Origin of the sequence: Bacillus sp. RHFS10 (assembly GCF_016757475.1) — a bacterium.
Lineage (GTDB): Bacteria > Bacillota > Bacilli > Bacillales > Bacillaceae > Bacillus > Bacillus subtilis_G.
In genome coordinates, this window is record NZ_JAESPO010000007.1 from 13,953 (window position 1) to 37,909 (window position 23,957).

Genomic DNA, 23,957 nt, shown 5'->3' on the forward strand with positions numbered 1-23,957 from the left:
CCAGCCAAAATAACAGCAAATACATTTTGAAAGAAGGTTCCCCAACAATGGATTTATTATTGGCTCTTCTCCCGGCTTTGTTTTGGGGGAGCATTGTTCTCTTCAATGTGAAATTAGGCGGTGGACCGTACAGCCAGACACTCGGAACGACGATCGGGGCGCTCATTGTGTCTATCGTGATTTATTTTTTTGTTCAGCCCGCTCTGTCACTGCGCATTTTTATTGTCGGCATCGTATCCGGCTTATTTTGGTCCCTTGGACAGAGCAACCAGCTGAAAAGCATTGAATTGATGGGTGTGTCCAAAACAATGCCGATTTCCACTGGAATGCAGCTCGTGTCAACCTCACTGTTCGGTGTGATTGTGTTTCGTGAATGGTCTACACCGATTGCGATTACGCTTGGCATTCTCGCTCTGATCTTTATCATCGTGGGAATCATTCTCGCATCATTGGAAGATAAGAAAGATAAGAAAGAGGGTGAGCCAAGCAACTTTAAAAAAGGCATATTGATTCTTCTTGTCTCGACGCTCGGTTATTTGGTGTATGTCGTCGTTGCCAGATTGTTTAATGTGTCTGGCTGGTCGGCTCTTTTGCCGCAGGCGATCGGGATGGTAATCGGGGGACTTGCTTTAACCTATAAACACAAACCCTTTAACAAATATGCAATCAGAAATATCCTCCCCGGCTTAATCTGGGCAGGAGGAAATATGTTTCTGTTTATTTCTCAGCCGAAGGTCGGCGTCGCAACAAGCTTTTCCCTCTCGCAAATGGGAATTGTCATTTCTACGCTCGGCGGCATATTCATCCTGCGTGAAAAGAAATCAAAACGCCAGCTTATTGGGATTGGGATTGGGATTGCGCTGATTATCGCGGCAGCCATATTTTTAGGAATCGCCAAAACAAATTCATAACAATTGGAGGAGGATATATATGTATCCGGATTTAAAAGGAAAAGTCGTCGCCATTACAGGAGCCGCATCAGGCCTTGGGAAAGCCATGGCCATTCGCTTCGGCAAGGAGCAGGCGAAAGTGGTGATCAACTACTTTAGCGAAAAACAGAATCCGAACGAGGTCAAAGAAGCGGTCATCAAGGCGGGCGGTGAAGCCGTTATCGTCCAAGGAGATGTTACGAAAGAGGAAGATGTGAAAAACATTGTACAAACTGCGATTAAAGAGTTCGGCACACTCGATATTATGATAAATAACGCCGGACTTGAAAATCCTGTGGCGTCTCACGAAATGCCGCTGAAGGATTGGGATAAAGTCATCAGCACGAACTTAACCGGCGCTTTTTTAGGAAGCCGGGAAGCGATTAAATATTTCGTAGAACACGATATCAAGGGAAATGTCATCAACATGTCCAGTGTGCATGAAGTGATTCCGTGGCCGTTATTTGTCCACTATGCGGCTAGTAAAGGCGGGATTAAACTGATGACGGAAACATTAGCGCTGGAGTACGCGCCTAAGGGCATTCGTGTCAATAATATTGGGCCAGGCGCGATCAACACGCCAATCAATGCCGAAAAATTCGCTGATCCTAAACAGAAAGCAGATGTTGAAAGCATGATTCCGATGGGATATATCGGCGAACCGGAGGAAATCGCCGCGGTAGCGGTATGGCTTGCTTCGAAGGAATCAAGCTACGTTACAGGTATCACGTTATTCGCGGACGGCGGTATGACACAATACCCTTCCTTCCAGGCAGGACGCGGATAAATCAAAAAAGCGACCCAGATATGTCTTCTGGATCGCTTTTTTCATTAGGCGCGCTTTTTCTTTACAAGCGCTGCTACAGACAAAATGATGGCTGCGGCAGACAGCACAATCGCTGTGATGTTGAGAGCTGAAGAGCCTGTGTCTTCGGAATCGTCTTCCGTTTTCGTGGCGCCGTGCTCATCTGTCACTTGTTTTGCAGCAGTGATGTTTGTAATGGAATGAGGCGTATCCGCATCCTCGTCACCTGTCCATTCGACAATGCTGCCGTCCTTGTAATATTGGTATGCGTCCCAAGCGGCTTCCTCCGCTTTGTCAGGGTTTTTGGCAACAAAGGTAAACCGCTGGAACTGTCCTTCCTGAATGCCGCCGTCAGTCGCCTCCCATGTGACGGAAACTGATTGATCATCGTGTTTCTGGGTGGATATCTTCCAGCCCGGAATCGGCTCGTACTGCTGGAACTCAACATCCTTCGGCATTTTGAGGACAACCTTTGTTGTCGGCAGGTTTTTTTCAGAAGGAACCTTCATTGTATAGGTTTCCCATGAACCTGCAGCGGATTCAGCGGGCTTTACAGTAACGTGCGCGCTGGCAGGGGCCGTAAAGAATAAAAGTGAGCCGACAATAGCTGGACATAGTGTGAATGCGATTTTTTTTAACAACGTAAAACACTCCTCTAATTGGTTTTTGTAAACATCATATTGATTTCGTTAAAGTCACCGGTCAAACCGTGGACTTTGATCTTCCAGTTTCCTTTTTCATTAATGGATAGGTTTTCATCCTGGAAGACGCCCTTTGCTTTCTCTTTTAATTGGAAGGTGTTTTTGTTCTCGCTGCCTGACAGACCTGTTTTATAAACGGTTAACGTGATTTGCTGGATGTTTTTTACCGGGTCGCCGTTATGGTCGGTGACTCGCAGCTCAAATACGTTTTTGCCAGGCTGGTTCGGGCTGATGCTGAGAGAAACGCTTTGCCCGTTCTCAATCGCTTTGGTTTGGTAGAACGGTTCCGGCACCGGCTCAGGCGGGCTCGGCAGGCTGGTAAACACGGCCGCTGTGATCAATACAGCGATGCCGATTGCCCATTCCGCTTTCACGGTCCGGCTGATTCCTGCGCGGCGCTGTTTTCTGGTGAGCAGAAAATGAACCGCGCCTAAGGCCAGCATCAACACAAACAATCCGCTTTTAACTAAAAGAGCTTGCCCATACGCTGTGCGGAACAGTGAATCCATCGAACGAATGATGAAAAATCCATTAAGCAAACCTGAAAATAAAATGACGCCGACTGCAGTAAGCGCCCACGGCGAGAAGCGGCTTACCGTTTCCCATGCGAGCGTTTTGTCAGGCTGCTTCCATTCGTTTGCGAGCAGCAAAACGAGTGCCGCTATTCCGCCGACCCAGATGGAAGCGGATGATAAATGAAGGAAATCCATCAAAATCCCGACCGCTTTTTCTTCAACGACAGCAGCATGGCCGGTAAACGCTTTGGCAAGCAGGAGACCGAAAAAGAAAATGAGCGGCGCTGTCCAATAGCCAAAGGACGAATAGCGGTTTTTGCGTATCGCAGGGATCACAGACAGTGCTAGCAGCACGAACAGCGCGGCCTGTATGATCCAAATGGTGCCGCCTGCTGTCTCAAACAGTGTCTCTCTGATATAGATCGGCTGGAAGGCGCTGTCCCAGCCGCCCGCGTTTGCTTTTGTCTGAATCGGAAGCTGAAGTAAAAGGGCCAGGCCCAATGCGGTAATCGAGACGATCAAGATGCGTCTCGTCCGTTTGGCGAGTTGTTCTGAATCCCCTTTATACCAGAAGAGATGGAAGAAAACCGTCCCGATAAACAAAGATAAGGCTGTATACAGCATCGCTCGGTCTGCGGCTGTTTCCGGGTTCAGAGGTGAACCTGCTGCTTTTTGGCTGCTGAATCCGCCTTCCGCTTTCCCGATGCTGAACGGTATGACGCCGGAGACCGGATGCCCGTCCGCGGACACGGCATTCCATTCCGCTCTGTACACATCATGCGGCAGATTCTTTTTCAGCTTCACTGTCATGATGTGATTGTTATCTTTTTTGATTTCAGTCTTGCCGTTATCTACCCGTTCGCCGTTTGAATTATAGACTTTAATGTAATGAAACCCTTCTTCTACCGGTTCATTAAATTCGATTTCTGCATGTGCAGGTGCGCTTTTTAATTCGCTGTTTTCACTAGGTGAAGATTTGACGATATAGGCGTGAGCAAAGCTTGTTTTCGGCAGGAAAACAAGAAAAAGCAGAAAGATGATCCACCATCTGTTTCGCTTCATCACTCAGACACCACCTTCCGCTGTATATGTTGTGTTTAATTCTTGGTGCAGGTGCAGCGCTTTTTTCTGTCCTGAAGCATATCTTCCAGCGCCTGATCAAAGGTGCGGACGGCTCCGCCGAATCCTTTTTGAAACCGTTCGGCATGATCGAGTGTCGCAAACGGAATCGCCTGCGGCTGGCAGCAGTGCAGGTTTAATTCAGCATTTACCACAAAATAAGCCGAACCGGCACTGACGGTTGTGTGTAACAGAAAATCTCGGCAAATTAAGTGTGAAATCTCTTCCGTTTTATCTGCGTAACGCAAAAACGCACAATGTGCGCAGCACAGCTGTTCAATGTCTTGGTTTACCGTAATCAGCTGAACCGAATGGACTTGATTGACCGGTTTTAGGCAATAGCTGCACATATGATCCGCTTGAGGTGTTCGGGCTGGGAGCGTGATGCCGCCGGCCGTTTTGATGACCTGATTTGACTGAACGAGCTGATTGACATCTCTGTATACCGTCATTTCCGAAACGCCGAACCGTGCGCTGATATCAGTAATTTTGAGCGCGCCTTCTTCTTTCAGCCACTTCAGTATGTGTTGCTGTCTATTAATCGGAAGCATTCATACATCCCCTCCATTAAGATCTATTTAAGCGTAGAGGATTTTAGAGACAGAGACAAGTAAGCTGATGATAAAAAATGTGAAAATGTGTTGAACAGCAACAAAACGAAACAGAAGGGACTCTGGTATAATAGACATATGGAATGGAAAGTGAGGAATACCCTATGAAAGAAACTCTATGCCCCAATTGCGGCAAACCTTTGACAGGCGACATGGTCAGATCATCCAATGTGCCTTGCCAATTTCGCTGCGGACACTGCCGGGAACGGCTTTATGAATATAAAGTATCAGCTCCGATGATGTTGGTGTCACTAGCGGTCATCGTGCTGCTCATTTATCTGTTGCTGCTCCTCCGCAATGCGGCAGGGTCAATGCTGCCGGCCGCACAGCACGTCCCGATGGCTGTTTTTGCGCTTGTGTGCGCGTATCCTGTTTTTATTGTAAGTGAACGGATGATCGCAAAGTACGTGATTCAAAACGGCAACATTATTTATAGAGGTAAGAGAAAAGGCTCCTGATACCAGAGGCTCCTGATACCAGGAGCCTTTTTATTTTTAAAAAAATGTCACACCCATGTGCCAAAGTCCTCTTTACTTTCAATTGTATAGGGACTGTAAGCGTTTTAACATAGAGTCAAAGGGAAGCAAAATTCTCTGAATCTATTTTTATAGCTTACAGCGACAACAAGGAGGGTTTATATATGCAGCAAGAACAGCAAGGCGGCATGAAAGTGAAAGTGCAGCGCTTCGGCAGTTATTTGAGCGGAATGATTATGCCGAATATCGGCGCGTTTATCGCGTGGGGCATCATTACCGCGCTGTTTATTCCGGCGGGATGGATTCCAAATGAACAGCTGAATACACTTGTCAGCCCGATGATCACATATTTACTGCCGCTTTTGATAGCGTATACAGGCGGAAAAATGATTTACGACCACCGCGGCGGAGTCGTCGGTGCGACAGCGGCAATCGGGGTGATTGTCGGGTCGGATATACCAATGTTTTTAGGTGCAATGATCATGGGGCCGCTTGGCGGATACCTCATTAAACAGACTGATAAATTGTTCAAGGATAAAGTCAAACAAGGCTTTGAAATGCTGATCAACAACTTTACGGCGGGGATTGTCGGCGCGGCTTTAACGATTCTCGCGTTTTACGCCATCGGTCCGGTTGTCCTGACGTTAAATAAATTGCTGGCGGCAGGTGTGGAAGTCATTGTACACGCTAATTTACTGCCTGTAGCCAGCGTTTTTGTGGAACCGGCGAAAGTGTTGTTCCTAAACAACGCCATTAACCATGGAATCTTAAGTCCAATCGGAATCGAGCAAGCAGCCCAAACGGGCAAATCGATTCTGTTTTTAGTAGAAGCAAACCCTGGGCCAGGGCTCGGCATTTTGCTGGCGTACATGTTCTTTGGAAAAGGTTCTTCAAAATCAACGGCTCCCGGAGCGGCGATCATTCATTTCTTCGGCGGGATTCACGAGATTTACTTCCCATACATTTTGATGAAACCGGCCTTGATTCTGGCGGCCATTGCCGGCGGAGCAAGCGGACTGTTAACATTCACGATCTTTAATGCCGGACTTGTCGCAGCAGCGTCACCGGGCAGTATTATCGCATTGATGGCGATGACGCCAAGAGGCGGCTACTTCGGCGTATTGGCGGGTGTATTGGTCGCTGCAGCTGTTTCGTTCATCGTATCAGCGGTGATCCTGAAATCTTCAAAAGCAAGCGAAGAAGACCTCGCTGCCGCAACAGAAAAAATGCAGTCCATGAAGGGGAAGAAAAGCCAAGCAGCCTCTGTTTTAGAAGCGGAGCAAACGAAAGCTGAGGAAGCGTCTGCGCTGTCTCCTGAAAGCGTAAACAAAATCATCTTCGCTTGTGATGCGGGAATGGGATCAAGCGCGATGGGAGCATCGATTTTAAGAAACAAAGTGAAAAAAGCGGAGCTTGATATCAGTGTGGCCAACACGGCTATTAACAATCTGCCAAGCGATGCGGACATTGTCATCACCCACAAAGATTTAACAGATCGCGCGAAAGCGAAGCTGCCGAACGCGACACACATATCAGTGGATAACTTCTTAAACAGTCCGAAATATGACGAGCTTCTTGAAAAGCTTAAAAAGTAAACTCATAGAAAGAGAGTGATACCCATGCAAGTACTCGCAAAGGAAAATATTAAACTCAATCAAACGGCATCATCAAAGGAAGAAGCCATCAAAATGGCAGGCCAGGCGCTGATTGACAACGGCTATGTAACAGAAGATTACATTGGCAAAATGTTTGAACGTGAAGAAACATCATCTACTTTTATGGGGAATTTCATAGCCATACCACACGGCACAGAAGAGGCGAAAAGCGACGTGCTTCACTCTGGAATCTCAATCATACAGATTCCAGACGGTGTCGAGTACGGCGCAGGCAACACGGCAAAAGTGGTATTCGGCATTGCGGGCAAAAATAATGAGCATTTAGACATTTTGTCTAACATCGCGATCATTTGCTCAGAAGAAGAAAACATTGAACGCCTGATCTCTGCTAAAAGCGAAGAAGATTTGATCGCCATTTTCCACGAGGTGAACTGACATGATCGCCTTACATTTCGGTGCGGGAAATATCGGAAGAGGGTTTATCGGCGCGCTGCTTCACCACTCCGGTTATGATGTGGTGTTTGCGGATGTGAACGATACGATGGTCAGCCTCCTTAATGAAAAACGGGAATACACAGTGGAGCTGGCAGAAGAGGGCCGCTCATCAGAGGTCATCGGCCCGGTCAGCGCCATTAACAGCGGGAACCAGACGGAGGAGCTGTATCGGCTGATTAATGAAGCGTCGCTCATCACAACAGCGGTCGGCCCGAATGTGCTGAAGCTGATTGCTCCGTCTATAGCAGAAGGTTTAAGACGAAGAAAAGCTGCAAACATACTGAATATCATTGCCTGCGAAAATATGATCGGCGGCAGCAGCTTCCTGAAGAAAGAGATATACAGCCATTTAACGGAAGCAGAGCAAGAGTCCATCAGTGAAGCGGTCGGTTTTCCGAATTCGGCTGTTGACCGGATCGTGCCGGTTCAGCATCATGAAGATCCGCTCAAAGTATCGGTTGAACCGTTTTTTGAATGGGTCATTGATGAATCAGGTTTTAAAGGGGATACACCGGCCATAAACGGCGCGCTGTTTGTTGATGATTTAACGCCGTATATCGAACGCAAGCTGTTTACCGTCAATACCGGCCACGCAGTGACCGCCTATGTCGGCTATCAGCGCGGATTAAAAACCGTAAAAGAAGCAATCGATCATCCGGAAATCCGCCGTGTCGTTCATTCGGCGCTGCTTGAAACCGGTGACTATCTCATCAAAACGTATGGCTTTAAGCAAACCGAACACGAACAATATATCAAAAAAATCATTGGACGCTTTGAAAATCCATTCATTACGGACGATGTGACCCGCGTGGCGAGATCGCCTCTCAGAAAGCTGGGAGAGCATGATAGACTCGTAGGCCCTGCAAAGAAAATAAAAGAGCCGAATGCACTGGCGGAAGGGATTGCCGCAGCACTGCGCTTCAATTTCACCGGTGACCCTGAAGCGGTGGAACTGCAAGAGCTGATCCAAGAAAAAGGATACAGCGGCGTGCTTCAAGAGGTGTGCGGCATTCAGTCCCATGAACCGCTTCATGCCATTGTTTTAAAGAAACTCAACCAATAACCGACCCGTGACAGCATGTCACGGGCTTTTTTTGCCATCTCGCAATCTAGTATAATAGTAAGCGTTTTCGATAATAGGGGGAGGAGAATGACACAATGAAACAATTCGGATTGCGGCAATACCCGGAGACGGAGTAGGAATAGAGGTTGTGGCGGCTGCGGAAAAAGTGCTTTATACAGCAGCCGAAGTTCACGGAGGTTTGTCATTCTCATTTACGCCTTTTCCATGGAGCTGTGATTATTATATGGAACACGGCGAAATGATGCCTGAAGACGGAATACATACGCTCACTCAATTTGAAGCGGTTTTTTTAGGAGCGGTCGGAAATCCGAAGCTGGTTCCCGATCATATGTCATTATGGGGGCTGCTGCTGAAAATCCGGAGGGAGCTTGAGCTTTCCATTAATATGAGACCTGCTAAACAAATGGCGGGCATTATGTCACCGCTTTTGCATCCAAATGATTTTGACCTCGTGGTGATTCGTGAAAACAGTGAAGGCGAATACAGTGAGGTCGGCGGTCGCATTCACAGGGGTGATGATGAAATTGCCATCCAGAATACCGTGTTCACGAGAAAAGCGACAGAGCGTGTCATGCGTTTTGCCTTCGAATTGGCGAAAAAGCGGCGCGGCCATGTGACGAGCGCAACAAAGTCCAATGGCATTTATCACGCGATGCCGTTCTGGGATGAAGTCTTTCAGCAGACTGCGGCTGATTACAGAGGAATTGACACGTCATCCCAGCACATTGATGCGTTGGCCGCTTTCTTTGTCACACGTCCTGAAACCTTTGACGTCATTGTAGCGAGCAACTTATTCGGTGACATTTTAACAGATATCAGCTCCAGTCTCATGGGGAGCATCGGCATTGCCCCCTCTGCAAACATCAACCCGTCCGGCAAGTATCCATCCATGTTCGAACCGGTCCACGGATCAGCTCCCGATATCGCCGGCAAAGGCCTCGCGAACCCAATCGGCCAGATTTGGACAGCAAAGCTGATGCTTGATCATTTCGGAGAGGAAGAACTGGGGGCGAAGATCCTCGATGTGATGGAACAAGTAACGGCAGACGGCGTCAAAACACGCGACATTGGCGGACAAAACACAACGGCAGAGGTCACGGATGAAATCTGTGCGCGTTTGAGAAAACTTTGATGACACAGGGCGGGGCCGATGGTTGCCCCGGCCAATCAATTTCCTTACGAAAATATCCATAAAAAACTAACCAAGAAGATCCAAATGCTGTATAATGATTTGGAATTCTTAGGAAGGTATCGGGTGAAGGAAGTTGAATGCAAAAAAAATCACATTAAAGAAAAAAAGAAAAACCAAATGGATCATTGTACTCAGTATCGTATTGATCGCAGTGCTCATTTTTACCATCAGAATGGCGTTTTACAAACCCTTTATTGTTGAAGGCTCTTCAATGGCTCCAACGCTTCAAGACTCAGAAAGAATTTTGGTTGACAAAGCAGCCAAATATACAGGCGGTTTTTACAGAGGCGACATTATCGTCATTCATGACAAAACGAGCGGCCGTTCATCCGTCAAACGTTTAATCGGTTTGCCTGGTGACAGCGTAAAAGTGAAGGATGATCAGCTATACATAAACGATAAAAAGGTGGAAGAACCGTACCTAAAGGAACATCAACAAGAAGCCAAAGAAATAGGTGTAAGCTTAACGGGTGACTTCGAAGCTGAGGTTCCTTCCGGCAAATATTTCGTAATGGGAGATAACCGCCTGAATTCGATGGATAGCAGAAACGGAATGGGTATGCCTTCTGATGAAGAAATCGTCGGTACGGAATCTCTCGTCTTTTATCCGTTCAGTGAGATGAGACAAGCAAAATAAAAATTTTATGGAACGAGTCACGGATGTGGTCACTGACGACCATTTGTGCGCGTTTAAGAACAACCTGATGAAACAGGGCGGGGCGGTTTTTCTGCTTCGTTTTTTATGATGGAAAGCGCTTTGAAGAAGAGTGCCCTGTCGAAAGTATCAGAGTCAGGGTTGGCAAAGCCGTGAAGAGCTTCAAATTGATAAATCTCCAAATCGGGATGCTGTTTTTCCCGCAGTTTTTTGATGAGAAGCGCAACATCAAACGACGGTTCAAATGAAGGGAAAAACAATAGGACCGGGCAGACTGGCACGTGATGAAGAGAATCGCGTATCCGGGAACCGTAATAGCAAACAGCTCCGCTCACCTCAGGCATACTGCTGCATTTCCATGCGATCGTTGCGCCCGCGCTGAATCCAACCACAAAGATGCGCCGTCCGGCGTTTTGCCTGATTAAGCTCTGAATGATGGTTTCTCCTGTTTTCAGCCGTTCGTGTTTTGTAAATTGATCGTATGCGGTTTTTTCCTCTTGCAATGTGTAGACTTCACCATCCCCGAGCAGGTTAGGCGTCACCACATCATATCCAGCCATTTTTATCAGCCGGGCCATCTTTTTCATATGGCTGTTAACACCGTATATTTCGTGTGCGAGAATGACAAGCGGTTTTGGGGGCATAACGGTCTCCTTTGCGTTTTTTCCATTATATCCTATCGTTCAGCTTTTGGCTGATATATAATAGTCAAAAAAGGAGAAATAGAATGAACTCATTACTTTTGCCTCATCGCTATCCGTTTTTGTTTATTGATGGCGTGACGGAAAGCGAGCCCGGCAAACATGCGGCAGCGTATAAGCTGATCAGTGAGAACGACTGGTTTATCAATGATAAGCAAACAGAAATGCCGTTTTCACTTGTGATTGAAGCACTTGCGCAAACAGCGGCTTTTACAGGAGTTACAGATCAGAACAGCTTGGGTTTATTGTCTTCCGTGAAGAAAGCGGAAAAACTCGGAGCGGCCGCGCCTGGTGACCGGCTTGATCTTACATTTGAAGTTACGCGCAACCGACGCGGGTTTGTGTTCGGGCATGCCAAGGCGTCAGTTGGCGGACAGCCTGTTGCTGAAGCTGAAATCGGCATCTATATCGAAAAATGAAAAAAACCCTTCACAACGTTTTGTGAGGGGTTCTATTATTTCGTATCGTAATCCCGTTCGCTTTGTGAGTCATCTCTTTGCTGCCGTTTGTGTTTTTCATCCTTCATGTTTTCCTTCAGCTCTTCATTCGGAATCGGATCGGTTAAGTCATTGTGTTCAGGATTTTCATTTGGTTTGTTTTGCTGTTTTCTTTCTGTCATCTTTGATCACCTCACCGTTTGTTTTCCTTTTATCAGGACGCCTCAAACATGTGAAATCGCTTTTTTGTTCCGATGGGTATAATGTATTAGAATAGAAAGATGCACAATTAAAAGATAAAGAGAGGTACATATATGTCTGTTCAAAGAGAAAATGTAGATATCAAGCTGATCGCAATCGATATGGATGGAACGCTGCTGAATGACGAGCAGCTGATCTCCGATGAAAACCTTAAAGCCATTCGTGAAGCCGAGGATAAAGGCGTGTACGTGGTGATCAGCACGGGCCGGACGCTGATGACGTGCCGGGAGCTGGCGGAATCCCTGAAGCTGTCATCCTTTTTAATCACGGCAAACGGCAGTGAAATTTGGGATTCGAATTTTAATTTGGTGGAACGCAAGCTGCTCCATACGGATCACATTCAAATGATGTGGGATTTGCGGAATAAGCACAACACTAATTTCTGGGCTTCTACCGTAAATAAAGTATGGAGAGGCGAGTTTCCGGAAAACATTACGGATCACGAATGGCTCAAATTCGGCTTTGACATTGAGGATGACGACATCCGAAACGAAGTGCTGGAGGAGCTGAGGAAAAACAAAGAGCTTGAAATCACCAATTCAAGCCCGACAAACATTGAGGTCAACGCGCTTGGCATCAACAAAGCCGCGGCTCTTGCGAAGGTTTCTGAAAAACTCGGCTTTACGATGGAGAATGTGATGGCGATGGGTGACAGCCTCAATGACATCGCGATGATCAAAGAAGCGGGTCTGGGTGTTGCGATGGGAAATGCGCAAGACGTCGTGAAAGAAACGGCTGATTGGACCACGGATACAAATATTGAGGATGGTGTCGCTAAAGCGATTCGCCATTGGGTACTATAAAAAAAGGAGTCCTAAGATGGACTCTTTTTTAGTTTGGGAGGTTTTCTTCTGGGACCATGGGAGGTTTTCTGACAAAAGGATTTCACAAACTAATAGGTTTGAATTATAATAAAGCAAAGTTCAAAAATTCGGAATAGTCGTTCCGAATTTCGGAACGATGATAATATAAAGCATATTGTTTGCTTTGGCTGGAGGGATTCTGTGTTTCAGATTGATTTGAACTGTGATTTAGGAGAAAGCTTCGGAGCCTACACGATTGGCCTTGACCAAGATATCTTAGAGTATGTCACATCAGCGAACATCGCATGCGGATTTCATGCAGGAGACCCCGGTGTCATGCGGAAAACCGTCGCGCTTGCGGCAGAAAAAGGCGTAAAAATCGGCGCGCATCCGGGTTTGCCGGATTTACTCGGTTTCGGCCGCCGCAATATGGCAATTTCACCTCAGGAAGCGTATGATCTTGTCGTCTATCAAATTGGCGCGCTCTCTGGTTTTTTAAAAGCAGAAGGACTTCGCATGCAGCACGTCAAACCGCATGGCGCTTTATACAATATGGCGGCAGTCGATCAAAAGCTGTCTGACGCCATCGCGAAAGCTGTCTGTAAAGTTGATCCCGGCCTGGTTCTTTTCGGTCTTGCTGAGAGCGAGCTCGTAAAAGCGGGAGAACGGATCGGACTGCAAACAGCAAGTGAAGTGTTCGCCGACAGAACATACCAAGCGGACGGCACACTGACGCCGCGATCCCAGCCGGACGCACTCATTGAAAGCGATGATGCCGCCGTCACCCAGGTGATCAAAATGGTGAAAGAAGGGGCGGTCAAATCTCAGCAAGGCCATGATGTGTCATTAAAAGCGGACACGGTTTGCATTCATGGAGACGGAGCCCATGCGCTGACATTTGCGCAGAAAATCAGAAAAGAGCTCAAAGAGGCGGGAATTGAAGTGGCCGCTATTTCAGCACAGAAGTCAACATAAAGGAGGAACAATAGATGGAGCAGCAGAAAAAAACAGCAGGAAAAAAGGCGGGCAGCTGGTCATTGCTGATGGGGGCCGCCTTTTTAATGGCGACATCAGCGGTCGGCCCGGGATTCCTGACACAAACCGCAACATTCACAAACACACTCGCGGCAAGCTTTGGTTTTGTCATTATCATATCTATTATTTTGGATATTTTCGCCCAAACCAACGTATGGCGCATCATAGCGGTTTCTGGAAAACGCGGTCAGGAAATTGCGAATATGGTGCTTCCGGGATTGGGTTATTTCATCGCCATTCTCGTCGTGCTTGGCGGATTGGCTTTTAATATCGGGAATATCGGAGGTGCCGGACTGGGGCTTCAGGTATTGTTTGGCATTACACCAACAACAGGCGCTTTGATCAGTGCTGCCGTTGCCATTTTAATCTTTTTAATTAAAGAAGCGGGAAAAGCGATGGACCGGTTTACGCAAATTGCCGGTTTTGTCATGATCCTTTTAACTTTGTATGTCGCGATTACGACAGCTCCGCCTGTTGGCGAGGCTGTGGCGAATACGATTGCGCCGGAGCAAATCAGCATTTTTGCTATTGTCACGCTAGTGGGCGGAACCGTCGGCGGTTATATCACATTTGCCGGAGGACACCGCTTGCTGGATGCCGGAATTAAAGGAAAGGAATCCATCCCGCAGGTGACAAAAAGTTCGGTTGTCGGCATTTTAATTACATCTGTCATGCGTATTGCTCTTTTCCTCGCGGTGCTTGGCGTTGTTTCAAAAGGCCTGCATATCGATGAAAGCAACCCGGCGGCTTCTGTTTTCAAGCTGGCTGCTGGAAATGTCGGTTATAAAATTTTCGGATTGATCATGTGGTCTGCGGCCATTACCTCTGTCATCGGAGCAGCTTACACGTCTGTTTCGTTCTTTAAAACCTTTTCTCCGAAAATTGAAAAAAATTCACGCGGCATTATTATCGGGTTTATCGTGATTTCCACGTTAGCTTTTGTCACAATCGGACAACCTGCGAAAATCCTCGTGCTTGTCGGTTCGCTGAATGGCTTAATTCTGCCGATTGCGCTCGGAACGCTGCTGATTGCCGCATATAAGAAAAAGATTATCGGTGATTATAAGCATCCGCTTTGGCTGACCGTTTCAGGTTCACTTGTGGTGGTCGTAATGGCTGTGATGGGTGTCTACATGTTATTTACACAACTTCCTCAATTGTGGAGCTGATAAAGGTGGAGCAATTAAACAAAATGGCGCCGCAGGATGTGCGCGCCCTGATACGAGAAGGAAAAATAAACGGGCCGACCGCAGGAATGTCCGGCGGCTATGCCCAAGCGAATCTTGTGATCTTGAAGAAAGACCTAGCGTTTGACTTCCTGCTGTTTTGCCAACGGAATCAAAAGCCATGCCCTGTGCTGGATGTGACAGAAGCGGGTTCGCCTGTGCCGTTTCTGGCAGCGCCCGATGCCGATATCAGAACGGACTTTCCGAAATACCGTATTTACAGGCATGGTATCTTGACGGAAGAAGTATCTGATATCACGCCATACTGGGAGAATGACTTTGTCGGCTTTCTGATCGGATGCAGTTTCTCCTTTGAACAGGCGCTGATCAATAATGGAATACCTGTCCGGCATATTGATGAGGGGACGAACGTTCCGATGTATAAAACGAATATTGATTGTGTTTCAGCGGGCGTGTTTCAAGGAAAGATGGTTGTCAGCATGAGACCCGTTCCAGAACGGCTGGCTGTACGCGCTGCACAAGTGACCTCGCGTTTTCCGGCAGTGCACGGAGGGCCGATTCATATCGGCAATCCGGGAGCAATCGGCATTGTTGATGCGGACAAACCGGATTTCGGAGATGCCGTTTCCATTCGTGAAGGCGAGGTTCCTGTTTTTTGGGCATGCGGTGTGACCCCGCAAGCCGTGGCTATGAATGTAAAACCTGAAATGGTCATCACACATGCGCCGGGGCATATGCTCATCACAGATATTCGAGACGAGTCGCTTGCGGTGCTGTAACCTCTCGTCCTCCTGATGAACGAGAAATAAAAGAGGTGAGAAAGATGACTGTACGATGTCAAATCGAACAGCTCGGTGATTCTGCAATGATGATCCGATTCGGAGAAGAAATAAACGAACAGGTCAACGGTTTTGTCCATGCCGCGGCCGCTTATATAGAAGAACAGCCATTTCCGGGGTTCATTGAGTGTATTCCGGCTTTTACAAGTCTAACGGTATTTTATGATATGTATGAAGTGTACAAGCATTTGCCTAAAGGCATGAGCTCACCTTTTGAGAAGGTAAAACTTGATGTCGAAGAGGGGCTGAAGGAAATAGCTAAAGACTATGAAAATAGCCGCCGTATTGTAGAAATTCCCGTATGCTATGGCGGTGAATTCGGGCCCGATTTAGAAGAGGTGGCGAAGATCAATCAGCTTTCTCCGGAGGAAGTCATTGAGATTCATACAAGCGGCGAATATGTGGTGTATATGCTTGGTTTTGCTCCTGGTTTTCCTTTTTTAGGCGGGATGTCCAAACGCATTGCCGCTCCAAGAAAATCATCGCCAAGACCTTCCATTCCCGCAGGTTCGGTAGGAATTGCGGGATTGCAGACAGGCGTTTACCCGATTTCGACGCCGGGCGGATGGCAGCTGATCGGCAAAACGCCGCTGGCTCTTTTCCGGCCGCAGGAAAACCCGCCGACATTACTGCGGGCGGGAGACACTGTGAAATTCGTGCGCATCTCAGAAGAAGACTATCACGCCTATAAGGAGGAGTCCAATTGAGCATGAAAGTGTTAAAGCCCGGACTGCTCACAACGGTTCAGGATATAGGCAGAACGGGTTATCAAAAATACGGTGTACTGGCAAGCGGAGCCATGGACACAATTTCGCTGCGCATAGCCAATCTGCTGATCGGCAACAGCGAAAATGAAGCCGGTCTTGAAATTACGCTGATGGGGCCCGGTCCGTCGTTTTATTTTACAAAAAAGACGCTGATTGCGGTGACAGGGGCGAACTTCACGCTACGTATTAATGACGAGGAAGCACCTTTATGGAAGCCTGTGCTCGTCAAGGGAAACAGCACAGTCAGTTTTGGTCCCTGTAAACTTGGCAGCCGTGCTTATTTAGCGGCGGCCGGCGGTTTCGATGTGCCTGACGTCATGGAAAGCAAAAGCACGTACGTTAGAGCAGGCATCGGCGGACTTCATGGCAGAGCGCTTCAGAAGGAAGATGAACTGTCCATTGGAGAAATATCATCTCTTTCGCAAACCATCCTTTCCCAATTAAACCTCCAGCTTGGAAAGCGGGAATTTGCGGCACCGAAATGGTCGGTTAGCCGCGGCAGGTTTCTGCCATTAAAAAAGAATCCCATTATCCGTGTACTTGAAGGAAAACAATTCGGCTTTTTTACAGAAGAATCGAAAACGCGTTTTTATGCAGAAACGTTTCGGGTCACGCCGCAGTCCGACCGTATGGGTTACAGGCTCAAAGGAGAACCGCTCGAACTGAAGGCGCCGCTTGAGATGGTGTCGGAAGCGGTTTCGTTTGGAACTGTTCAGGTGCCGCCTGACGGCAACCCGATTATCCTGCTTGCAGACCGGCAAACGACCGGCGGCTATCCGAGGATCGCGCATATCATATCCGCTGATCTTCCGATTGTCTCCCAAATCATGCCGGGCGAGCACGTCCAGTTTGAGCCTGTATCCCTTCAAGAAGCGGAAGCGCTTGCGATCGAACGGGAACAGCATATAAAAGAATTGAAAACGAGAATGAAGATGGAATGGCTGACGTAATAAAGGAGATCAATGATGCAGAATAAAAACAAAACCGTAGTCAAATCTATGGCTCTGCTTAATTTGTTTTTGCATGAACCAAGCCTTACCTTAAGTGAACTGGTGTCGCTGTCAAAAATGCCGAAAACCTCTGTTCACCGGATGGTCAGCTCTTTGGAGGAAATGGGGTTCCTCAATCGGGATTCGTCCGGCGCTTATTCGCTAGGACTGGTGTTTCTTGAATTTGGACAGCTTGTCGCTGACAGGCTCGATATCAGAAAAATAGCGAAACCGGTGATGGAAGAGCTGTGCCGGGAAGTGGATGAAGCCGTGCAATTGATCATGAGGGACGGCAATGATGCGATATACGTTGAGAAAATCGAAGGAACACAGACTGTCCGGCTGTACACGGCGATCGGCAGGCGTTCTCCTCTGTATGCGGGAGCGTGTGCGAGAAGCATTTTGTCCTTTCTTCCCCGTGAAGAAATCGAAACATACATCAAACAAACAGAGCTCATTTCAATTGGTGCCGGGACGATTACCGATCCGGAAAAGCTGCTGGAGGAGATTGATGCCTCCGTGCAGAATGGCTATACCGTCAGCTATTCAGAGCTCGAAAACTATACGGCGGCCATCGGCGCCCCGATCTTTAACCATAAGCGGCAAGTGGCAGCCGGCATCAGCATTGCAGGCTTTGAAGCAAGATTTACAGAAGACAGGCTTCCTTATTTAATAGAAAAGGTGAAGGATGCCGCTATGCAGATTTCCAGAAAAATAGGGTATTCTTGAGTAGCCGATCTTTTCCCTCCTGCGTACATTAACGTATCGACGTTCAGGAGTGGAGGAAAAAACATGGTGCTTCAATATACAGCACTGGGGGATTCTTTGACGACAGGGAGAGGAGCCGGGCTGTTTTCCCCCGGATTCGTCCATCGCTTCGGAGACATGATGGAATCCGATTTGAAAACAAAAACGGCAATCTCCATCTTTGCTAAATCAGGCTTAAATACAGAAGAAATTCTGGGGCTCCTGTCACATCCCCATGTGCAAAAATGCATTCAGGCTGCTGGCATGATAACGATCACAGGGTGCGGAAATGATCTTATTGATTCAGTCTTTGCTTACCAAACGTCTAAAGATGAAACGACTTTCAGCCGAGCATCCGCTCATTGCCATGAGAATTTTGAAAAGATGATTGCCAAAATCGCCGAAATCAAAGGAGAAAACCCGTCTCCGTACGCCATCCGTGTGTTCAACTTATACAATCCGTTTCCCGGCATTGACATCGCTGGCAAATGGATCACATCTTTTAATTCGCATTTAGAAACACTTGCGGCGGCGCCCCATGTCAAAATCGCGGATGCCTATAGCATTTTCAAAGGAAAAGAGCAGGAATATCTGTCCTTTGACGGTGTCCATCCGAACAGCAAAGGCTATCAAGCGATGGCTCAAGCCGTTCACAAGCTGGGTTATAAAGAATTGCCAGTTTCATAGAAACGCGCCTTATGACAGAGCGCGTTTTTTTATATGTGATTGAAACATTAAAAGAAACTTAAAATTCCCTGTCTCCTGTTCTACAGACAAAAAAAGTGCGCTAGAATAATGGAGGACGTAGGCAAATATAGCCATAACGTTCAATATTTCGTATATTAGGAAGGATGGTCCTTTTGTTTCGGATTTTTAAAATGTCTTTTGCGGTTATCATTATTATTCTGGCGCTCGTTGCTTTTAACTATACGGAACACACCTCTGTTATCCAATCGGTCATGCTTGTCTTTCTTGGCGCAGTCATGTTTATGCAGGGGCTTGAAGAGCGTAAAAAAGAAAACGACGGCTCAGGTGCGTTTAATATTTATACCGCCGTTTTCGTATGGTCTGTCTCTCTCATCGGTTTTACTCTTCATATTATATAAATCTATTACACATCCTGAAAATGCTCGACCGTCGGGAACGGGGTATAGAACCGATGAAGCAAGGCTTTCCACTCTTGATACTCTGAAGAACCGCGAAAGCCTTCCGTGTGGTCCTCAAGTGTTTCCCACTCCACAAGCAGCAGGTATTTATGTGTTTCTTCCATGCATTTTGATAACGAGTGCGTGATATAGCCCTTCATGCCGGAAATAATCGGCGCCGCTTGCCGGAACGCCTCCTCAAACTCTTGTTCAAGCCCCTCTTTAATGTGAAGCATCGCTGCCTCTCTGACCATGTCATCCCTTCTTTCCTTCTTTTCAAATAGTCTACAGCAAACGACAGGAGATTTCTGCAAAATCGGTGAACCTTTTCCTTCATTTTCAAAAAAATCTTGCGCGCACCAATTCATATAAGAGAAAATAACAAGTGGAAGGCAGGGGAAAGTCATGTTAAAAAAGTGTATTCTACTAGTATTTCTATGCGTCGGATTGATTGGGTTAATCGGATGCTCCAAGACAGATTCACCAGAGGATCGCATGGAAGCATTCGTGAAACAGTGGAACGATCAGCAATTCGATGACATGTATCAGAGCCTGGCCAAAGATGTCAAAAAAGAAATCTCCAAAAAAGATTTCGTCAGCAGGTATAAAACCATCTATGAGCAGGCAGGCGTGAAAAATCTGAAAGTCACTGCGGGAGAAGTGGATGAGGGCGACAAAGATAACAAGACGATGAAGCACATCCTGTATAAAGTCAGCATGGACACAAATGCGGGCAAAGTCAGCTTCAAAAATACCGCAGTGTTGAAAAAAGAAAAAAATGATGACGAGGAGTCATGGAATATAGATTGGAACCCATCGTTTATTTTCAAGCAGCTGGCTGATGATAAAACAGTGCAAATCGCCAGCGTTGAACCAAAACGCGGCCAAATCTACGATAAAAACGGGAAAGGTTTAGCCATCAATACAGATGTGCCGGAAATCGGCATTGTTCCCGGAGAGCTTGGCGACAAAAAAGAAAAAGTCATAAAAGAACTCGCGAAAAAACTTGATTTGACTGAAGACGACATCAAGAAAAAGCTGGATCAAGGCTGGGTGAAAGACGATTCGTTTGTGCCGGTCAAAAAGGTCAAGCCGGACCAAGAAAAGTTAGTGTCTGAGGCGACGTCATTAAAAGGTGTAACGAGAACGAATGTCAGCTCCCGCTATTATCCGTATGGCGAAAAGACAGCCCATTTGACAGGCTATGTCCGCGCCATTACTGCGGAAGAGCTGAAGAAAAAGAAAGACGGAGCATACAGCGATACGTCTAACATCGGCATCACCGGACTTGAAAATGTGTATGAAGACAAACTAAGAGGCGCAACTGGATGGAAAATCTACGTTCCGCAAACCGGAGAAGTCATCGCTGAAAAGAAAGCGAAGGACGGCGAGGATCTTCACCTCACCATTGATATCAAGACGCAAACGAAGCTATATGATGAATTGAAGGACGACAGCGGGGCGGCAGTTGCGCTTCAGCCGAAGACAGGCGAAACACTCGCGCTTGTCAGCGCGCCTTCTTACGATCCAAACGGATTTATTTTCGGCTGGAGCGATAAGGAATGGAAAAAACTAAACGAAGATAAGAACAATCCGTTTTCAGCGAAATTCAACAAGACATACGCACCGGGCTCGACAATTAAACCGATTGCGGCTGCCATCGGAATTAAAAACGGCACCCTAAAAGCGGATGAGAAGAAAACAATCAAAGGAAAAGAGTGGCAAAAAGATTCAAGCTGGGGCGGCTATTCAGTGACACGTGTGTCTGAGCGCCTTCAGCAAGTCGATCTGGAAAATGCCCTCATTACGTCAGACAATATTTATTTTGCGCAGAATGCGCTTGATTTGGGAGCAGACAACTTTACAAAAGGGTTGAAAACGTTCGGCTTTTCAGAGGACATTCCGTATGAATTCCCGATCCAGCAATCGTCTATCGCAAATGACAAGCTCGATTCAGACATTTTGCTTGCGGATACAGGATACGGACAAGGACAAATGCAAATGTCTCCGCTTCACTTGGCAGCTGCTTACACGCCATTTGTCGACAACGGAGATCTCGTCAAACCGACGCTGATCAAAAAAGACTCGCAAACAGCTGATGTCTGGCACAAGCAAGTGGTCACGAAGGAAGGAGCGGCAGACATTACGAAAGGTCTGAAAGGCGTTGTGGAAGACGCGCGCGGATCAGCGTATCAGCCGGTCGTGAAAGGAATCACCGTTGCCGGAAAAACAGGAACAGCCGAGCTGAAAACATCAAAAGATGATAAAGACGGCACGGAAAATGGCTGGTTCGTCGGCTACGATTACGAAAACAAAGACCTGCTTGTCGCCATGATGATCCAAAATGTGAAGGACCGCGGCGGCAGCCACTATGTTGTTGAGAAAGCGAAAAAGCAATTTCAATCGAATTAAAATACCCTTCGCGGTAAACACGCTGGCATACAAGTTTGATCAGGATCAGTGGTTCCGCATTTTTACAGCCGCACAGGGTTGCGATATACCTTAACAAAAAGCATCAGCTTAGCAGCTGGTGCTTTTTCAATATTGTCACACCGCTTGATGCCAAATTCCCATTTATAAGTGATTGAATCTCGTTTGAAAGCGTTTTATATTATAAAGAAAACCTCTCTTATTCCTCTCCTGTATCTCTTTGCGACTTCATCCGCACATCACGACTGTCTAGGAGGCCTTTTTGATGTATATGACTGCCAGAGAACAAAAGCTTTTAAAGCACTTATTATTACAAAACCGGTATGTAACCGTAACTGAGCTTGCTGAGCTGATGGAAGTCAGCACGAGAACCATTCACAGGGAGCTCAAATCAATTAAGCCGCTGATGGAACCCGTCGGGCTTACGCTCGATAAACAGCCTGGCAAAGGGTTGAAGGCAGTGGGAAGTCCCGAGAATAAACAAAAGCTGCTTACCGACTTAACATATGAACAGCATGAATACAGCGCGGATGAACGAAAGCTGCTCATTCTCTGTTCGCTATTAGAGTCTCAGGAGCCCGTCAAGCTGTACACGCTTGCCCATGACCTGCAGGTGACGAATGCCACGGTCAGCTATGATTTAGACGAGCTGGAGAAATGGATTTCTCCCTTTAGATTGACACTGATTCGTAAAAGAGGTATTGGCATCCAGCTCATAGGGCCGGAGAATGCGAAACGTAAAATTGTCGGCAACCTGATTGTGAACCGCCTCGACATCCAAATGTTTTTGGAAGCGGTAGAATTAAACATCAAAGGTAAAGCTGATTCTTCAGAGAAAATGTTCGGCGTAGTCAGCAAAGGCGAGCTGTTAAAAATGGAGCGTATCCTATTTCAGCTGAAAGAAGAAATCGCCTTTTCATTGTCCGACAGCTCTTATATAGCACTCGTCGTCCATCTGACGTATGCAATCGAGCGGATCAAGCTTGGGGAAACCATTGCTATGGAGCAAAATGAGCTTGAGGAACTGAAGAATGCGAAGGAATACAGCTCAGCTCTTGAAATCGCGGGCGAACTTGAACATGCCTTCGGCGTGACGATTCCGGAGGCGGAGGTGGGCTATATTACAATCCACCTTCGAAGCGCCAATCGAAAGTACAAAACAGAATACAAAGCGCAGGAAATCGAACTGGAAACAGCCCTGCATACAAAGCGGCTCATTGCTTTTATTTCAGACAAAATCAGAATGGATCTTACGAAAAACTATTCTTTATATGAAGGACTGATTGCCCATTTGGAGCCGGCTGTCAGCCGCATAAAAGAAAATATCGAAATATACAATCCGATGAAGGAACAGATCAAACGCGATTATTTTCTGCTTTATATGGCGATCGAAGAAGGCGTGGAAAAGTATTTTCCGGGCATGTCCTTTTCTGATGATGAGATCGCTTTTATCGTCCTTCACTTCGGCTCGGCCCTTGAAATCAAAAAAGAAGAAGCCAAAGTGAAAGCGCTTGTTGTCTGCTCAAGCGGGATCGGGTCTTCGAAAATGCTTGCTTCCAGACTGAAGAAAGAGCTGCCGGAAATTGAATCGTTTGATATGTCATCCTTGATCGAGCTGAAGGGCAGGAAAGTTCAAGCCTATGATATGATTGTTTCCACCGTGCCGATTCCTTACGAAAACATCGATTACATTATGGTTAGTCCGCTTTTAAATGAGGAAGACGCAAATCAGGTAAAACAGTATATCAAGCGGAAAATTCCGCTCATTCTTGAGAAAAAAAGAACGCCTAAGGAAGAGGCGCAGCAAGCTGACGTGCCTGACATGCTGGCAGCATCGGAAAGCATGGGGCGGTACATGGCCGTCATTCAAGATGTTCTGCGCCACTTTACACTTAATCAACTCCAAACAAACTCGGATCATAGCAAGCTTCTGTCAGAGCTTTTTCAACAGCTGAAGGAGGATGGCTTGATCCGTGATCCGAAAAAAGCTGCGGTTTGCCTGGCGGAGCGGGAGAAACAAGGGGGATTGGGAATTCCGGGGACCAACATGGCGCTTTATCATCTCAAAAATGATGAAATCGTCCTGCCTTTTTTCAAAATGTATGATCTCAGCACCTCTTATGAAGTGAATGGCATGGACGGAAATACCCTCAGCATGACACGCATTCTCGTAATGATGGCGCCTGGCTCATTATCTGCTGAAGGATCGGAGATTTTAAGTGCGATCAGCTCCGCCATTATCGAAAGCGGAGAAAGCATGGCGGGGTTTCAGGGAGAGGGAGAACAAGGACTGTATCAACGATTAAACCGCATATTCTTCACATGGATGAAAGAAAAAAACCTATTGTAATCCCGCATGGCACACATCAAAAAATTGGTGTGTGTTTTTATGTGGATGGTGTACAAAATGACAAAATG

Annotated in this window: 25 protein-coding genes and 2 pseudogenes; 21 read left to right on the forward strand and 6 right to left on the reverse strand. The window is 46.9% G+C overall.

Annotated features, from left to right (window positions below):
• Positions 1–47: 47 nt before the first annotated feature.
• Together glcU and gdh are read left to right on the forward strand one after the other, a co-directional pair.
• Positions 48–911: a glucose uptake protein GlcU gene (glcU, locus tag JMN17_RS18550; RefSeq protein ID WP_087993078.1), complete on the forward strand. Its 864-nt coding sequence runs from the start codon at positions 48–50 to the stop codon at positions 909–911.
• Positions 912–930: 19 nt separating this feature from the next.
• On the forward strand, positions 931–1,716 hold the full coding sequence (gdh, locus tag JMN17_RS18555; protein WP_087993024.1) for a glucose 1-dehydrogenase: 786 nt from the start codon (positions 931–933) through the stop codon (positions 1,714–1,716).
• A gap of 44 nt (positions 1,717–1,760) precedes the next feature.
• On the opposite strand, the gene JMN17_RS18560 is transcribed toward gdh, so the two are convergent.
• From JMN17_RS18560 to ycnK, 3 genes are read right to left on the reverse strand one after another with little or no spacing between them, the layout of a single operon-like run.
• Entirely contained in the window at positions 1,761–2,375 is a 615-nt protein-coding gene (locus JMN17_RS18560; RefSeq protein ID WP_202328900.1) for a YcnI family copper-binding membrane protein, read from the reverse strand.
• A gap of 14 nt (positions 2,376–2,389) precedes the next feature.
• On the reverse strand, positions 2,390–4,012 hold the full coding sequence (locus JMN17_RS18565; protein WP_202329052.1) for a copper resistance CopC/CopD family protein: 1,623 nt from the start codon (positions 4,010–4,012) through the stop codon (positions 2,390–2,392).
• 35 nt (positions 4,013–4,047) lie between these two features.
• Positions 4,048–4,620, reverse strand: coding sequence for a copper uptake transcriptional regulator YcnK (ycnK, locus tag JMN17_RS18570; RefSeq protein ID WP_087993021.1), 573 nt, complete (start codon positions 4,618–4,620; stop codon positions 4,048–4,050).
• Between the two features lie 164 nt (positions 4,621–4,784).
• Between ycnK and JMN17_RS18575 the strand changes: the two genes are divergently transcribed.
• The 6 genes and pseudogenes from JMN17_RS18575 (at position 4,785) to sipU (ending at position 10,180) form a co-directional block, all read left to right on the forward strand.
• The gene (locus tag JMN17_RS18575) at positions 4,785–5,138 is read left to right on the forward strand and encodes a hypothetical protein (protein WP_087993077.1); all 354 of its coding nucleotides are present in this window, start codon (positions 4,785–4,787) and stop codon (positions 5,136–5,138) included.
• A 182-nt stretch (positions 5,139–5,320) separates the two neighbouring features.
• Positions 5,321–6,751 (forward strand): PTS mannitol transporter subunit IICB, encoded by a 1,431-nt coding sequence (locus JMN17_RS18580; protein ID WP_087993020.1) that lies wholly within the window; start codon positions 5,321–5,323, stop codon positions 6,749–6,751.
• A gap of 24 nt (positions 6,752–6,775) precedes the next feature.
• Complete coding sequence (locus tag JMN17_RS18585; RefSeq protein ID WP_202328902.1) at positions 6,776–7,207, forward strand: PTS sugar transporter subunit IIA; 432 nt, start codon at positions 6,776–6,778, stop codon at positions 7,205–7,207.
• 1 nt (position 7,208) lies between these two features.
• Positions 7,209–8,330 (forward strand): mannitol-1-phosphate 5-dehydrogenase, encoded by a 1,122-nt coding sequence (locus JMN17_RS18590; RefSeq protein WP_202328904.1) that lies wholly within the window; start codon positions 7,209–7,211, stop codon positions 8,328–8,330.
• 95 nt (positions 8,331–8,425) lie between these two features.
• A pseudogene (locus tag JMN17_RS18595) lies at positions 8,426–9,483 on the forward strand (tartrate dehydrogenase).
• 133 nt (positions 9,484–9,616) lie between these two features.
• Positions 9,617–10,180, forward strand: a complete 564-nt coding sequence (gene sipU / locus JMN17_RS18600) for a signal peptidase I sipU (protein ID WP_087993016.1) — start codon at positions 9,617–9,619, stop codon at positions 10,178–10,180.
• Between the two features lie 53 nt (positions 10,181–10,233).
• Here the strand turns inward: sipU and JMN17_RS18605 are convergent, their stop codons facing one another.
• On the reverse strand, positions 10,234–10,842 hold the full coding sequence (locus tag JMN17_RS18605; protein ID WP_202328906.1) for a dienelactone hydrolase family protein: 609 nt from the start codon (positions 10,840–10,842) through the stop codon (positions 10,234–10,236).
• Between the two features lie 83 nt (positions 10,843–10,925).
• On the opposite strand from JMN17_RS18605, the gene JMN17_RS18610 reads away from it, so the two are divergent.
• The gene (locus JMN17_RS18610) at positions 10,926–11,318 is read left to right on the forward strand and encodes a 3-hydroxyacyl-ACP dehydratase FabZ family protein (RefSeq protein ID WP_087993014.1); all 393 of its coding nucleotides are present in this window, start codon (positions 10,926–10,928) and stop codon (positions 11,316–11,318) included.
• A 35-nt stretch (positions 11,319–11,353) separates the two neighbouring features.
• Here JMN17_RS18610 and JMN17_RS18615 read toward each other — a convergent pair whose 3' ends face one another.
• Positions 11,354–11,518, reverse strand: a complete 165-nt coding sequence (locus tag JMN17_RS18615; protein ID WP_087993013.1) for a hypothetical protein — start codon at positions 11,516–11,518, stop codon at positions 11,354–11,356.
• 132 nt (positions 11,519–11,650) lie between these two features.
• On the opposite strand from JMN17_RS18615, the gene JMN17_RS18620 reads away from it, so the two are divergent.
• The 9 genes from JMN17_RS18620 (at position 11,651) to JMN17_RS18660 (ending at position 19,070) form a co-directional block, all read left to right on the forward strand.
• Complete coding sequence (locus JMN17_RS18620; RefSeq protein ID WP_202328908.1) at positions 11,651–12,400, forward strand: Cof-type HAD-IIB family hydrolase; 750 nt, start codon at positions 11,651–11,653, stop codon at positions 12,398–12,400.
• 201 nt (positions 12,401–12,601) lie between these two features.
• Entirely contained in the window at positions 12,602–13,375 is a 774-nt protein-coding gene (gene pxpA, locus JMN17_RS18625; protein ID WP_087993011.1) for a 5-oxoprolinase subunit PpxA, read from the forward strand.
• A 14-nt stretch (positions 13,376–13,389) separates the two neighbouring features.
• Positions 13,390–14,604 (forward strand): NRAMP family divalent metal transporter, encoded by a 1,215-nt coding sequence (locus JMN17_RS18630; protein ID WP_087993010.1) that lies wholly within the window; start codon positions 13,390–13,392, stop codon positions 14,602–14,604.
• 5 nt (positions 14,605–14,609) lie between these two features.
• Positions 14,610–15,401, forward strand: a complete 792-nt coding sequence (locus JMN17_RS18635) for a putative hydro-lyase (RefSeq protein ID WP_301272154.1) — start codon at positions 14,610–14,612, stop codon at positions 15,399–15,401.
• A gap of 44 nt (positions 15,402–15,445) precedes the next feature.
• Positions 15,446–16,168: a 5-oxoprolinase subunit PxpB gene (gene pxpB / locus JMN17_RS18640; protein ID WP_202328911.1), complete on the forward strand. Its 723-nt coding sequence runs from the start codon at positions 15,446–15,448 to the stop codon at positions 16,166–16,168.
• A gap of 2 nt (positions 16,169–16,170) precedes the next feature.
• On the forward strand, positions 16,171–17,178 hold the full coding sequence (locus tag JMN17_RS18645; RefSeq protein ID WP_202329056.1) for a 5-oxoprolinase subunit C family protein: 1,008 nt from the start codon (positions 16,171–16,173) through the stop codon (positions 17,176–17,178).
• A gap of 15 nt (positions 17,179–17,193) precedes the next feature.
• Positions 17,194–17,946: an IclR family transcriptional regulator gene (locus tag JMN17_RS18650; RefSeq protein ID WP_202328913.1), complete on the forward strand. Its 753-nt coding sequence runs from the start codon at positions 17,194–17,196 to the stop codon at positions 17,944–17,946.
• 63 nt (positions 17,947–18,009) lie between these two features.
• Positions 18,010–18,651, forward strand: coding sequence for a GDSL-type esterase/lipase family protein (locus JMN17_RS18655; protein WP_202328915.1), 642 nt, complete (start codon positions 18,010–18,012; stop codon positions 18,649–18,651).
• A 173-nt stretch (positions 18,652–18,824) separates the two neighbouring features.
• Positions 18,825–19,070 (forward strand): YczI family protein, encoded by a 246-nt coding sequence (locus JMN17_RS18660; protein WP_087993006.1) that lies wholly within the window; start codon positions 18,825–18,827, stop codon positions 19,068–19,070.
• A 5-nt stretch (positions 19,071–19,075) separates the two neighbouring features.
• Here the strand turns inward: JMN17_RS18660 and JMN17_RS18665 are convergent, their stop codons facing one another.
• Positions 19,076–19,363 (reverse strand): antibiotic biosynthesis monooxygenase family protein, encoded by a 288-nt coding sequence (locus JMN17_RS18665; RefSeq protein ID WP_019257494.1) that lies wholly within the window; start codon positions 19,361–19,363, stop codon positions 19,076–19,078.
• 151 nt (positions 19,364–19,514) lie between these two features.
• Here JMN17_RS18665 and pbpC point away from each other — a divergent pair, with 151 nt between their 5' ends.
• The 3 genes and pseudogenes from pbpC to mtlR all read left to right on the forward strand — a co-directional run bounded on the left by pbpC (position 19,515) and on the right by mtlR (position 23,889).
• Positions 19,515–21,521, forward strand: a complete 2,007-nt coding sequence (gene pbpC / locus JMN17_RS18670; protein ID WP_202328919.1) for a penicillin-binding protein 3 — start codon at positions 19,515–19,517, stop codon at positions 21,519–21,521.
• Positions 21,514–21,615: pseudogene (locus tag JMN17_RS21845) on the forward strand (aldo/keto reductase); the annotation flags it as partial. The gene pbpC and the pseudogene JMN17_RS21845, both read left to right, overlap by 8 nt.
• Positions 21,616–21,804: 189 nt before the next feature.
• Positions 21,805–23,889, forward strand: coding sequence for a mannitol operon transcriptional activator MtlR (gene mtlR / locus JMN17_RS18675; RefSeq protein WP_202328922.1), 2,085 nt, complete (start codon positions 21,805–21,807; stop codon positions 23,887–23,889).
• Positions 23,890–23,957 lie beyond the last annotated feature (68 nt).